The organism is Prevotella marseillensis, from assembly GCF_900625065.1.
Taxonomy (GTDB): Bacteria; Bacteroidota; Bacteroidia; order Bacteroidales; family Bacteroidaceae; genus Prevotella; species Prevotella rara.
The window spans coordinates 2,996,395-3,008,657 of the sequence record NZ_UYXY01000001.1 but is presented as its reverse complement, the minus strand read 5'-3'; the positions used below and the strand labels follow the sequence as shown (position 1 = coordinate 3,008,657).

At 51.3% G+C, this 12,263-nt stretch carries 12 protein-coding genes; 2 read left to right on the top strand and 10 right to left on the bottom strand.

Annotated elements, in window-relative coordinates:
* Positions 1-28: 28 nt before the first annotated feature.
* The 6 genes from EJL04_RS11990 to EJL04_RS11965 all read right to left on the bottom strand — a co-directional run bounded on the left by EJL04_RS11990 (position 29) and on the right by EJL04_RS11965 (position 4,254).
* The gene (locus EJL04_RS11990) at positions 29-421 is read right to left on the bottom strand and encodes a hypothetical protein (RefSeq protein ID WP_125105079.1); all 393 of its coding nucleotides are present in this window, start codon (positions 419-421) and stop codon (positions 29-31) included.
* A gap of 2 nt (positions 422-423) precedes the next feature.
* Positions 424-1,011, bottom strand: coding sequence for a MarR family transcriptional regulator (locus EJL04_RS11985; protein ID WP_172774792.1), 588 nt, complete (start codon positions 1,009-1,011; stop codon positions 424-426).
* Complete coding sequence (locus EJL04_RS11980) at positions 1,004-1,366, bottom strand: hypothetical protein (RefSeq protein ID WP_125105078.1); 363 nt, start codon at positions 1,364-1,366, stop codon at positions 1,004-1,006. The genes EJL04_RS11985 and EJL04_RS11980 overlap by 8 nt, the downstream gene beginning before the upstream one ends.
* A 10-nt stretch (positions 1,367-1,376) precedes the next feature.
* Positions 1,377-2,087 carry a ParA family protein gene (locus tag EJL04_RS11975; protein ID WP_125105077.1) on the bottom strand — a complete coding sequence of 237 codons (711 nt, stop codon included), beginning with the start codon at positions 2,085-2,087 and terminating at the stop codon, positions 1,377-1,379.
* A 182-nt stretch (positions 2,088-2,269) separates the two neighbouring features.
* On the bottom strand, positions 2,270-3,829 hold the full coding sequence (locus tag EJL04_RS11970; RefSeq protein WP_125105076.1) for a relaxase/mobilization nuclease domain-containing protein: 1,560 nt from the start codon (positions 3,827-3,829) through the stop codon (positions 2,270-2,272).
* A gap of 38 nt (positions 3,830-3,867) precedes the next feature.
* A complete protein-coding gene (locus tag EJL04_RS11965; protein WP_125105075.1) occupies positions 3,868-4,254 on the bottom strand; it encodes a plasmid mobilization protein in 387 nt (128 codons plus the stop codon).
* Between the two features lie 841 nt (positions 4,255-5,095).
* Here EJL04_RS11965 and EJL04_RS11960 point away from each other — a divergent pair.
* Positions 5,096-5,308: a hypothetical protein gene (locus EJL04_RS11960; RefSeq protein WP_087330395.1), complete on the top strand. Its 213-nt coding sequence runs from the start codon at positions 5,096-5,098 to the stop codon at positions 5,306-5,308.
* 113 nt (positions 5,309-5,421) lie between these two features.
* On the opposite strand, the gene EJL04_RS11955 is transcribed toward EJL04_RS11960, so the two are convergent.
* The 4 genes from EJL04_RS11955 to EJL04_RS11940 all read right to left on the bottom strand — a co-directional run bounded on the left by EJL04_RS11955 (position 5,422) and on the right by EJL04_RS11940 (position 10,142).
* On the bottom strand, positions 5,422-6,918 hold the full coding sequence (locus tag EJL04_RS11955; protein WP_087330307.1) for a tyrosine-type recombinase/integrase: 1,497 nt from the start codon (positions 6,916-6,918) through the stop codon (positions 5,422-5,424).
* Positions 6,919-7,245: 327 nt separating this feature from the next.
* Positions 7,246-7,977: a GYF domain-containing protein gene (locus EJL04_RS16400; RefSeq protein WP_164511760.1), complete on the bottom strand. Its 732-nt coding sequence runs from the start codon at positions 7,975-7,977 to the stop codon at positions 7,246-7,248.
* The gene (pelA, locus tag EJL04_RS11945) at positions 7,977-9,137 is read right to left on the bottom strand and encodes a pectate lyase (protein WP_125105074.1); all 1,161 of its coding nucleotides are present in this window, start codon (positions 9,135-9,137) and stop codon (positions 7,977-7,979) included. Before pelA ends, EJL04_RS16400 begins: the two co-directional genes overlap by 1 nt.
* Positions 9,138-9,431: 294 nt before the next feature.
* Positions 9,432-10,142 carry a DNA alkylation repair protein gene (locus EJL04_RS11940; RefSeq protein ID WP_420899304.1) on the bottom strand — a complete coding sequence of 237 codons (711 nt, stop codon included), beginning with the start codon at positions 10,140-10,142 and terminating at the stop codon, positions 9,432-9,434.
* A 747-nt stretch (positions 10,143-10,889) separates the two neighbouring features.
* Between EJL04_RS11940 and EJL04_RS11935 the strand changes: the two genes are divergently transcribed.
* Positions 10,890-11,672, top strand: coding sequence for a Cof-type HAD-IIB family hydrolase (locus tag EJL04_RS11935; protein ID WP_125105072.1), 783 nt, complete (start codon positions 10,890-10,892; stop codon positions 11,670-11,672).
* Positions 11,673-12,263 lie beyond the last annotated feature (591 nt).

The window sequence follows — 12,263 nt, the reverse complement described above, 5'->3', positions numbered from 1 at the left end:
CAGGGGTCGCTAAAGGAACGTGTGATTCTCACCTTGCGTTCTCGCAGGTGTATATGACCAGGCCGAGGTCGCTGGTGCCGCTTTCCGCCAGCCTGTCGATTTCGTGGATGAGGTCGTCCACAAGGATGCCGTCGGTCATGACGGCCTCACGGTAACCGGGACGGCGGAAGCCTTTTTCTTGGGGTGAGTCCGGTTCGGATTGCCCGTTGCCAACCGCCTCTTCCTTCTTTTCCTCATCCCTGCTGACTCTGGTCGGGCGGAAGCTCTTTGCCTCGTCCGATATGTCTATCTCTTCTTCCGTATGGTTCTCCTTTTCCGCGTTCTGAGCCGCCTGCGCTGTCCTTATGTCCGTGAAGATGAGGAAGACGTAATAGCAGGCCATTGCCACGAAAAGGATAAAAACGATTTGTCCGTACTGCATGGCTATATGGCATTGGATAATGGTGTGTTGTCTCCGGGAAAAGGCTGGAAGGCCAGTCCGAGCCTGGCGGCTTTGGCTTCCAGCCGGGCTTTCCGGCATGTGGCTTCGGTGAAGTACAGTATGTTCCGGTGTACGCCGGTAATGTAGCCCTTGGCTTTCAGCCGGGAGCGTATCCTGACCTTGGCGCGGTGTGAGATGACCTTGAGGCGTGTGAGGGGGTCAAGCCCGAAGATTGCCCTGCGCCGTTCGCGGCGGACCATCTCGCGGCGAACACGGGACGACATCGCGTAACCCATTTCCTTGCTCCGGCTCAGCTCCAGCTTGCGTGCCATGCGGCTGACTGTGGTGCGGCTGATGCCCAGGTCGCAGGCCATCTCGGCGTAGGAGCGGTTGTCGAAGTGGCGGCTGATGTGTCCGGCACGTTCCAGCCACCGGCTCTTGACCAGCTTCTCCAGTCCGAGTTCGCGAGCTTTCTCCTTCACGGCCGTCACGCCTATCTGGAGCATATAAGCAGTATGTGCAGTGGTCTCCACGGGGTAAAGCTCGGCAAGCCGGGAGAGCATGGCTTCTGTCCAGTTGATTCTACGCATGGGATTCGGGGTTATAGTTGTTGAACAATGATTTCTTCTCGCGGCGGTATTGCGCCAGCCGGAAAAGGTGGTTCTCGAAGAACGAGCGGACGATGGCGTTCACGAGGTCGGAACGGCAGCGGCCACGGATGTCGCAGTCGTCAAGCGAGTCGGCCAGGTCGCGGTCGAGTTTGCATACCAGACGGTCTGCCTTGCCGTTCCCGTCCGTCGGCGCTTCAAGGTAGGCCATGAAGTCCTGCCAGCACTTGTCGCCGGGATGTGCGGTGCCTTGCTCCGCTTGTCCTTCTCCCTTGAATGCAGATTCGTCGTCATTGATGCCTCTGGTGAGGTCGTCTATTTGTAATTCCTTGTTCATTACGCTATAGTCATTGATGGTTTATGTCTTTGGGGCTGTCGTCGCCGAAGATTCCGGCGTATATCCTGTCGAATACCGGGCTTACGATTGCGGCTTGCATGTCCAGTTCCGCCACCGTACTGAAGCGTTCCATGTCGGCCCGCTTGGGAATCTTGTCCGTCACCAGCCCGTAGTTGGCGAAGGTCTTCCCCGTGTTCTCCCACAGTTCCAGCTCGGAGCGTTTGCCCACCCGTCCGTCATGGAGGTTGGGGACGATGAAGAGCCGGGCTTTCATCCGTCCGCCCACGGCCTTGCGCAGGCGGTCGATGAACAGGAGGAAGCTCGCGGTGGAGGGGACGGTCACCAGGTCGTAATGGAACGGCACGACGATGATGTCCGAGTTGACGAACATGGGTATCAGCCCCTCCGCCTTCAGGCTGCCGGGCGAGTCCATGAGCACCACGTCTATGCTGGGGTCGTTGTGCAGCTTCTCCATGAGCGCGGTCATGGCCTGCTTGTCGTTGGCCTCGTAGGCCAGCACGTCGTAAGGTACGGCTTCCTCGCCGTATTTCTTGATGTCGGCCTTGCGGCACTTCAGGATGGAATGCTGGAAATCGCAGTCGATGACCACGGCACGCACACCTTTCGTCACAAGGTAGTTGGCGAAGGTGACGCAGAGGGTCGTCTTGCCGACTCCCCCTTTCTGGTTGGCGAATGTCACGATGACGGGTGTCTGTATCATTTTGTCCACGGTCGTTTGGTTCGGTGCAAAAGTATGCACCGGAAAGGACGGTGACGAAATGCACAACACTTTTGTGTTTCCGGTCTGTCTGACCGAAGTGTTTAGGGTAACATAACAAGCAAAAGAATGGCCTATGCGGCTAAAAATGTGACAAAAGGGAGTCTCCGTTTTCCCCTCCTGGGCTACCGTTTGAGGTTGCGCCCGTCGTCAATGTCGTCGTAGCCGCCCTTACTTCCGACTTCCCACTCACGCTTTTCGGCATGGCTTCCGGCACCGGAATCCTTCAGTCCATGTAGGTGCATCTTCTTTCCTCCGTTTCCAGTGGAATGTATCTGCCGGGGCTGCTGTTTTCGTGGCCGGGGCTTCAACCGTTCCGTGTCAAGCCCTTCCGCCGCAAGGTCTATCACGATGTGCCTGTCGAAGTTGACGGCGTATGCCGCGCCCGCTTCCTTCCGGATGATGAAGCCTTCCTCATGAAGGGCGTTCCGCACGGAAAAGACGTTCTCGTCATTGAAGATTTCATGCAGGCGGCTGACGGCATCCGTGTGGGATTGCGGCCTGCCGCCTGACAATTCCACCAGGTCGGGGCGGCTCACCTTGAAGATTTTGCAGAGCAGGTCGCGCTCGGCTTCGGTAACCGGGTGGAACATCTCAATGATACGGATGCGGTTGTTCCGGTCGATGGCTTCCGCCATGAACGGCTTTAACGGGCGTGTCTGCCCGTCGAAGTGGATGACACCTTTCTTGATATAGGCACGCTGTTTTCTCAGCTTCTGGAAAATCTCGCCCTGTGTGATTTTCGGATTGAGGGTGAGCAGCCGGTCTATGTAGTCCTCTATGCGTGCGAAGCGTTGCTCCGGGGTGGCGAAGTCCAGCAGTTCTTCCGTGGCCAGCACCCTCGCCCCGTTGATGACGGTGCGGTGGGCGTGGTCGACAATCATGTAGCCGTAGGGAACGTCTTTCCTGCCGAAGAAAACGAGACTGATGCCGAACTTTTCTTTCAGCTCTTTCTGCAACTCTTCTTTGCTGCCGCTCACGTCCCGGTATTTTTTGAAGATGCTCCGCAGCTGGCGGCAACGGGCGCGTTCCCTGTAGCCGCTTTTGAAAAGCCGCTCGACTTCGGCCAGCGGAATTTGCCGCTGCACCTTGCCGCCATGCTTGATGAATACTATCCCTTCTTTCTGATATACCTCATATCCCATAGAAACCATTATTGCCTTAAACTGGGCAAAAGAAGAAAAGGTATATTGCCTGGCCGCTTCAATGTCGTCGGCGGTCTTCTTCTGCCTGTCCGTGCCAAGAATACGGTCTATGACTTCCTGGGAACGCCTGCGCTCGTGGCTGTGTGCTATCTTCCTGCCGTCGGGGGCGACCCGTGAGGTGATGATGTGCAGGTGGGTGTTGTCGGTGTCATGGTGGGCGTAGATGAGCCACGGTTGTCCGGGTTCGGCATATCCCATTTCCTTGAGGTAACGGTGCGCGAAGTCCAGCAGCTCGGATTCCGTCATCTCACGGCCTTTGCAGCTGACGGCCACATGGAATTGGGGTTTTCGGATGCGGTTATTGGTGGAACTGTATTTTTTAAGATAGCCGGTAAGTTCTTCTGTAGTGGGTCTGTCTGCCAGGCCGACCGTCCCGAAGTTCCGCATCTCGATGAGCCGGGCAAGCCCTTTCGACACCTTGTGCTCGTTGTAACCCACGGCATGAAAGTCCGCGCTTCCGGGTAATATGGTCGCTATCATCTTGGGGTGGAGTTATCTGGGTTAATGTATATGTTGTCCTAAGGTCTGCCTATTCTCTGTGTGAGGGTGTCAAGCTGCCTCTTTATCCCGTTGACTATGTTCTGTGTGTCCCGGATGACCGGCAACAGGACTTCTTGGATATAGCTTGGCGGCAGCAACCCGGCAACCGTCAGCTCGTTGGCACGCTTTACTGCCTGATTGAGATTTCCACCGATATGAGACAGTTCACTTTGGTATCTTCGGTAGAACGAACCGAGTTCCTGCATGAGTTCAAGCTGCCGCCTGACGCTTACGTTTGAATACTCTTCGAGTGCCTTGCGCACGTAATGGCTTACGGTCTTGTACCCGGCCGATTTCTCCTTGAACGCCCGGACTTCTTCCGGGGTCATCCTTACCTTGATGTACTTGTTCCTATGTTCCTTCATGTTCCGGTTTGTTTGCAACCGGGATTGTCTTACCTTATTTCGCAGGGCGAAACAGCGGCGGTGCCGCTCCGGTGCATGGCATCCGGCAAGTCACTTTTTGGGAGAACAAACGGAGTTTTGTGGCCACAAAAGTACAACTTGCTTAGAAAATCCTGCAACGCAGGGCAATGTCATCCCGGGTTCTTTCTTGCGCCAAAATTACCGTGAAAAGGGGCTTCCGTACAAAATGCACAACACTATTCTTCAAGGAACATATCATTTTGACCGGGATATCGAGAGCATCCGATTGCCGGGTGTATCGAATAGGATTTTCCTCGGTCTGTGAGTATCGGGTCATCCAGTTATCTTGTAATCCAAGGTGCGAAATGGGGCTTACTTTGGTTTCAAGTGTCCGGTTATATTAGTTCATCTATTCGTGAATTATTAGAATCATTATCCGTTTGTTCGATAACAAGAGGGAAAAGGAAGCACAGGCATCAGATTTTTCAGATTGGTAATGAGCTTGGATATTTCAACATGATGCAATAATGTAGTAATGTAATGGCCGACCAAGGCTAAGACGACCTTGACATTACTTTATAGTCACTCATCAGACCTGAGAAAACTAGTTTTTTGCACCTGATGATTTCGGATTTTGGAAATACAGACACTTGTCACCAGTATATTCCAAACGATATGTATAAAGCTATCTTGATATGGAAGCACAATGGGCAATCGTTTGTCAATCAATGATTTTGTCAGGATAAAGTTGCCGGAATATTTTCATATCTCGCTGATTTTTAGTATATTTATGGTGGAAAATAGCCTCGTATGGCTTATGGTTTCACTTAAATTTGAGTATATGTTTGAACTGTTACTGATAATATACCTGGTGCCTGTCATCATCATACTTTCGCTGTTGTGGCGGTTGGTGTTATGGCTGGTAAGGAACGTGCTGCGGCTTGCCGGATGGTTGTTGAAGAAGGTGTGCGTCCTTGTATGGAAGGGATTACTGCTGTTGGTCGGCATCTTCCTGGGGCGGTGTTGTGTCAACCGTCCGCCGGATTCAAGATAAGGGTGAAGCAGCAAAGCCGACCTGTCTCGGACGGGCAGGTACGGCTTCGTGTTGTAGTCGGGCGGAAAGGTGTTCTTCCCTCATGTCAGGTGTTTACCTAACTGACAAGCAGGCTAAAATCCTTTGCCTTTGCTTCTTTCATAGACAACCTCTCTTTGACTATCACAATTTTTAAGTCTGAACTGGACTGTACAACCGATAGGAATATCTTTGGGTAGCTGTTTGACTAGTTCGGAGATAACTTCGTCAACGTTACTAAAACCGATATCTGTTAGTTCACCAACAACATCTCCTTTGAAATAAGCGCGTCCGTATATCATCATCTTTTTTGAAATGCGGAAAAGTTTTTCCTCTGGAGCTTCAAGGTCACGAGCTTTGCCTTGTTTACTCTTCTTATTGCTGAAGAAAATGAAATCAATAATCTTGGCATTAAGTTCCCACGCAGGAGTAAAGTCCAGTTTTAAGTAGCCTCTTGTTACATTGAACCCATGACTGTGATTCATGCCAAATGCAACTTCATAAAGGTTTGCATCACAATCGTTTTGGGCAATGGTTGCCCACGTATGCCTGAACGTATAATAGCAGTAGTAGTCCTCCTTTTTCATGCCCATGTCGGCGCATATCTTGCGTATTCCGATATTTACGTTAGCATTGAAACTGTCGGAATTGCTGTAACGGCTGTGGAATACGAACAGGTACTCATCATCCTCATCTTTGGAGAGATACTTATTAAAGGTCTCTTGGATAAATGGCTCTATTCTCATTTCCATATATGCCTCGTCTCTGCGGCTGTGACGTGTCTTTGCCCTTTTATAGCCGATAATGCCATTGTTGTAATCCTTCTTTTTGAGTTCGTAAAGGTCAACGGTGTTGATACCGCCGATACACAGTGATAGAAGTGCTACATCCCGGCCAAGTTCCGGAAGGGGAGACAGCATCTTTGTTTTTGGAAGAGGACGGTTGAAGAACTCACGGCAGGCTTCCGCACTGATGGCACGTTTCATTGTATTGTCAGATTTGGGAATTGCCACTTTAAGCCAAGGATTGAACTTTATGCGTATAACACCACGCTCTTCATCATTTAGCTCGACTATAGCTTTTTTGAAAATTTGTCGTACACATGTAGGGTACATTTCTTTGGCTCGGTTTGTTTTTGACAGACTCTCTATCCAAAGATTTATTGCAGAAGATGACAAGTTGCTAAACAGAAGTCGGGTTGTCCCCATGAAGCGTTCTAAATGGTTTACCGCAAGTCTGTAATTCTTTGCATTGCGTTCGTGTCCATCCGCTTCCATCCTGTCTATGAACTTTCGCGCGTAATCGCTGAAGCACGCTTCTTCATCGTCTTTCAACAAGAACTCTATTACTTCCTTTATTTCCCAACAAGTCGCATTCACGCGGTTCAAGCGGTCCGTATATTGCCTGATGAGCATAGCGCAATACTCATTTACAACAGGGTCAGTGAGATCACCACCTTTCGTAATATGAGCAGCGTCTACAATTTTATTTGTTTTAATATAACTGGATTTGCGCTGGTGCGTAATCCTGATGTAAACTGTGTAAAAGCCATCGCTTCTCGGCTTTTTTACCGTTGCTTTAAATGTTGTCATACCTATTTCCTTTTTAGATAAATACAAGAAATTCTTTGGGGTAAACAGGGGTAAACATGATGATTTTTGGGGTAAACATAGAGTAAAACAAATACGCTCATTTGGCTCATTTTTTGATGTCAACTGCACGAACTGTCTTAACGCAACTCAGGCTGTAATTACCGCGTAAATCGGTAGATTACAGCCTGATACAAATCTTAATTGCTATTCTGCCTGAGGGCTTCCAGTCTTAGAGAGTATCCTCTATCGCAGCCTGCGCCGCTGCAATGTGACATCTTGAAACACTATTCAGACGTCAATCCACACAAAAAGAATGAGCAGAAGGCATCACTCGGCCATGCGCTCCTCGTTGAGAGCCTCCCTGATATAGTCGTTGTCGAAGGTGAACACGTGGTTGAGAATGCCGAACGACACGGCTCTCGACTTGCCCTCGATGTTGATTGTACCTATGGAGAAGAGATAATAGTTGTCTACATCCAGAAACTGGCTTACGGCCATGTTGACCACGCCCGAGGCAAATATGTTGCTGAACATGCCCCAGAAGCCCGACGCGCCGTTGCTCTGGCTTATGGCCGCGCTTATCTCGCCTGCCACGGCTTCGCAGTGCTGTTCGCGCGTAGGACAGGTTACGGTGAGCGCAAAGGCTATGACAACGGCCACCACTATGCCTGCCACGCGGCCGCCGATGTGCCTGCGGCGAGGCTCATATATTATCTCTTCGGCAGCATCGGCCATGCCCGACGTGACGCTGACTCCGCCCTGCCCGGCCGAATATGCCGCGCTGCCGGATGCGCCTGTGCGGTCGTCGCGTCCGCCGTCAGCCTGACCTGAAGCGCTCTCTGCACGTGCCGACGGCTCAAACGGCAGGGGCGGAGGCACGGGGCCGGGCTGCGCCTTGCCCTCCATGGCGTCCTTAAGTTCCCTCACCTGCCAGGCCGGAGTCCACTGCTCCATGCCCTCGGCCCACACAAGAGTCTCCGAAGAGAGGCCGCGCTCCATAAGTTCGCTTACGGAGAAAGGCCCCTGCTGCCGGTTGTCTGCATAAATAAAATATCTCATCAGTTACCCTCCGTCTTGTTCTTTCCGTATTTCTTGCTCCACTGCTCATACTTCTTAAACACCTTAAGAGCCTCAGAGTTGTACCAGCTGTAGCCTGTGCGACGCTCGTGGCCTATCTCGCTGACGTCGAACTTCATCACGCCATCGCGGTCGCAGAAGAATGGGCGGTTGTCCTCGAGCGTATAGAAGCGTGCCCACAGAGGCTTCGACACCTCGCCCTCGGCACACTTCACCAGGCGCCAGTCTTTCTTGCCGTCGCTGTTCTTGAAGTTCTCTATCTTGTATCCGTCTATCTCGTTCTGGCGGAACCACTCCACGGCTGCCTCAATACAGTTGACCACCTCGGGCGAGGGCTTTGACAGCGACATGAGGAAGAGCACGATGTCGTCAGACTCCTGTCCGCTGAGCGACGCCAGCTCGAAGGCGCGTGCGTTGGCGGGCAGCAGGGTCTTCTCGTCGTGCTGCGCACACCACACCGTGGGCTTGCCGTTCTGCACATACTGCGTTTTCAGTATGCAGCTGATGCCATTGTCGAGAGCCGTCTTGGCCTTCATCTTTACGCTGTCGGGGAAGAAGGCGAATGGAGCCTTGCCCAGACTTGCGTCGCGCATGATCTTCATCACGTTGATCATGGCGTCGTCGTTATATGTGATGTGCGTGTGATACTTCTTGTTGTAGGGATAAAACTGCGGCCAGCCGCCGTTGTCATACTGTGCATCAAAGAGATACTGCATGCCCCTGAGCACGGCGTCCTTATACTTCTCTGTGCCCGTGGCGTTATACAGCTTCGACAGGTAGATTATCTCGGTAGAGGTGGCGCGGTTGTCTATCGTGCTGTACTTGGCAATGCTCTTGTCGGCCTCTGCCTTCTTCTTGTCGGCGTCGGTCATGTTCCTGGCCATGTCGATGTTCTTCGGCCATCCGCCCGTGTTCTGCTGATACAGCAGCACGTTGTCGCCTATGCGCACTGCCTCGGCCGTAGTGAAGAACTCAGGCTCGAGATGTGCAGCCCACGACGTCCACGTCTTATAGGTTTTCTGCTTGTTGTCTTTCTTGTCTGTTTTAGTCTGACTTGTTTTCTTTGTCTGGCCCTCAGCCGGCGTTACGGCGGTAAGTGCGAATGTAGCGGCAAGAGCCATCACGATGAATCCTTTTTTCATAATTTAGGTATAAATGTAACGTTTGTTGTTTGTAAATAGTTAGTCGTTGCCTCATGTTTGTCAGCAAACCTGACGGCATTCATTTTATTTAGATGCACGCAGACTGAAAAGGTTTAGTCATTACTTTGCATTTTAACCCAAATTAGCCGTCTGCCCCGTGTTCATCTGCCTGTCTGGCGTTGCGTGCGGCCTGCCTTATCTACCCTGACGGTCATCATACCGCACACAGCTTTATCTATTTTGCGCATTGATGCTTTCAGCCCGAAAGCATAACAGCCTATAGGGGGTTAAGGCTCACTTCATTCTGAGTATCATCTTGCGCTCGTCTTCGGGAAACTTCTCGATGGCATAGCGCAGCATGGTGCGCGGCATCTGTGCATGATGCTCCATGACGAAGGCTCTCAGTCTGCCCATGTCGCGCTTGCCTGCCTCGCGCAGCATCCAGCCCGTGGCCTTGTGCATAAGCTCATGCGGATGACTGATGAAGCGCAATGCGAGGTCATAGGTGTCGTCGAGGTCGCCCTGCTTTATGAAGGCATAGGTGGCCACCATGGCTATGCGGTTGTCCCATAGCAGGGGGCTGCCGGCAAGGGTGTAGAGCAGGTCGCGCGGCTTGTCGAGCAGATAGCTCCCCACGATATGCGGCGCACTGAGGTCTACGAGGTCCCAGTTGTTTATGCGGTCTGTAACAGAGAGATACATGTCGGTAAGTTCGCGGCGCGCTCCGTCGTCGGCCTTCTTCATCTTCTCAACCATTATGAGCAGCGCGCAGAGCCTTATCTCGTGCCATTCCGACTGCATGAGCCGCCTTAACGTGTCGTTGTCAGCCGTCTTGTGCCGCTTTGCCACGCTTCGAGTCGCAGGCACCTTAATGCCCAAGAACTTGTCGCCATGTCCATATTCGCCTTCGCCAGTCTTGAAGAAGTGCTGCAGCTGCTCGCTCTGTGCGTCGTCACGCAGCGCCGTCATCTCTCCGGTTATTATCTCATATTCGGTCTTTCCCATATTCATTACCTTTGTTTATTACGGCAAAGATAGTGCAAGCCGAGTGCATGGCAAAATGAATGCATATTATTTTTTATTTTCATTGGTTAAGCGGTATGAGTTGCGGATCACAGATCCTTATATTCTATGCTGTCGGATTGCAAATCCGACAGAACATTAGTCTTGTTTTTTCGCATCGCAAATATGTTTTATATGAAACCAAATACAGCTTACATCAGTCTTTGTTTTTCATACTGTAGATTTACATATAGCCACAAATAGCGTTATCATTTTGCAAGGCTATTGTTCTGTCGGATTTGCACGAGTTGTTGAGCAAAGCGAAAAATCCGACAGCATAGAGTATAAGGATCTTCGATCCGAAATTCATACTTCTTATATTATATAAAACAGGCTTCGCCTCAACAATGCAAAATTAAAAAACTACGTTTTTCATTTTGCAGTGCACTCGGCTTGCACTATCTTTAAATAATATAGGCTTCGCCTCAACAATGCAAACTTAAAAAACTGTGTCTTTCATTTTGCAGTGCACTCGGCTTGCACTATCTTTAAATAATATAGGCAGCGCCTCGGCACTGCAAACTTAAAAAACTATGTTTTTCATTTTGCAGTGCACTCGGCTTGCACTATCTTTAAATAATATAGGCAGCGCCTCGGCACTGCAAACTTAAAAAACTATGTTTTTCATTTTGCAGTGCACTCGGCTTGCACTATCTTTGCACTCAATAAAGATAATTTCAGGAAAAGAGTATGATTAAGGCTTTATTTTTTGACATAGACGGAACACTCGTGAGCTTCAACACACACGAGATACCACAATCAACGGTTGACGCACTCGAACAGGCAAAGAGAAACGGCGTGGGCGTGTATATATCTACCGGACGGCCGGTGAAACTGATCAACAACCTGCACGCCATAGAACATCTGATAGACGGATATATAACCACTAACGGCGCCTACAGCTTCATAGGCGACAAGGTGGTGAGCTGCGTAGACATTCCGCTCGAGGACGCGCGCACGCTGATACGGCTGGCAGACGAGATGAACTTTGCCACGATGGTGGTTGGGGCGAAAGACCTCACGGTGTATCATCCCGACGAGATGGTTGACAAGGTGTTCCGACAGCTGCTCAACGTCAACGATCTGGGCGAGGACATCAGTCTCGACACGGTGCTAAGCCAGCCCATACTGCAGCTTACGCCCATCATAGACGAGCAGCAGGAGAAGCTCGTCATGCCGCAGCTGCCCCACTGCATAGCCGCAAGATGGTATCCGGCATTTGCCGACGTAACGGCGCGCGGGGCCGACAAGGGCAAGGCGCTGCAGCGCATGGCCGAACACCTGGGCATGGACATCAGCGAGACTATGGCCTTCGGCGACGGCGGCAACGACAAGTCGATAATCTGCGCGGCGGGCATAGGCGTGGCCATGGGCAACGCCATAGACGACGTGAAGGCGCTGGCATCATACGTTACCGACCATGTTGACAACGACGGCGTGAGCAAGGCGCTGCGCCATTTCGGCATAATCTGACGCCACGGGGGCGCATATGCCCCTGCCGGCGGCGGAAGACCTACAGGCAGGACACGCTGCACGGGGAGACAGACTTTTGTAAACTTTTATGACAAAAGACATGACGCTTGACGCTCTCAGAATGGCCACAGCCGTGGCGCCACGGCCGTTTGGCGCGAAAAAGCCGAAAAATCAGCATTTTCGACAAACATCTGACATTCAGGCATTTACATCAAAACGGATACTCGGTCGGCCGTGTTAAAAAACATTACTGTGCCGTTTGCGATGCAAAAACGATAGGTTTAGGCACCGAAAGCGGTGCTCCGGCACCATGAAAAGCGCCCTTTTGGCGTCTGAAAATACCGGTTTTAAGACACACAACGCACACAAAAGCTAACCGATGTTAATAAAAGAATATATTTGAAAACCGTATTTTAACATCCGTTATATTTTGATTTTCCAGAACGGAAAATAATTTTGTCCTGAGTTTTTACCATCTTCCAGCCCATATCCCGATGCCCAAAGCCGGCATAACGGCAACGACGGAAGCCCTACAAACACGGCCGTGCGCACGCATACGAACAAGACAGCTGCACACGCGCGCACAGGCAG

Bases quoted from the DNA above. Each gene is read 5' to 3' on its own strand.
- EJL04_RS11990 (WP_125105079.1), bottom strand. From the start codon at position 421: ATGCAGTACGGACAAATCGTTTTTATCCTTTTCGTGGCAATGGCCTGC.
- EJL04_RS11985 (WP_172774792.1), bottom strand. From the start codon at position 1,011: ATGCGTAGAATCAACTGGACAGAAGCCATGCTCTCCCGGCTTGCCGAG.
- EJL04_RS11980 (WP_125105078.1), bottom strand. From the start codon at position 1,366: ATGAACAAGGAATTACAAATAGACGACCTCACCAGAGGCATCAATGAC.
- EJL04_RS11975 (WP_125105077.1), bottom strand. From the start codon at position 2,087: ATGATACAGACACCCGTCATCGTGACATTCGCCAACCAGAAAGGGGGA.
- EJL04_RS11970 (WP_125105076.1), bottom strand. From the start codon at position 3,829: ATGATAGCGACCATATTACCCGGAAGCGCGGACTTTCATGCCGTGGGT.
- EJL04_RS11965 (WP_125105075.1), bottom strand. From the start codon at position 4,254: ATGAAGGAACATAGGAACAAGTACATCAAGGTAAGGATGACCCCGGAA.
- EJL04_RS11960 (WP_087330395.1), top strand. From the start codon at position 5,096: ATGTTTGAACTGTTACTGATAATATACCTGGTGCCTGTCATCATCATA.
- EJL04_RS11955 (WP_087330307.1), bottom strand. From the start codon at position 6,918: ATGACAACATTTAAAGCAACGGTAAAAAAGCCGAGAAGCGATGGCTTT.
- EJL04_RS16400 (WP_164511760.1), bottom strand. From the start codon at position 7,977: ATGAGATATTTTATTTATGCAGACAACCGGCAGCAGGGGCCTTTCTCC.
- pelA (WP_125105074.1), bottom strand. From the start codon at position 9,137: ATGAAAAAAGGATTCATCGTGATGGCTCTTGCCGCTACATTCGCACTT.
- EJL04_RS11940 (WP_420899304.1), bottom strand. From the start codon at position 10,142: ATGGGAAAGACCGAATATGAGATAATAACCGGAGAGATGACGGCGCTG.
- EJL04_RS11935 (WP_125105072.1), top strand. From the start codon at position 10,890: ATGATTAAGGCTTTATTTTTTGACATAGACGGAACACTCGTGAGCTTC.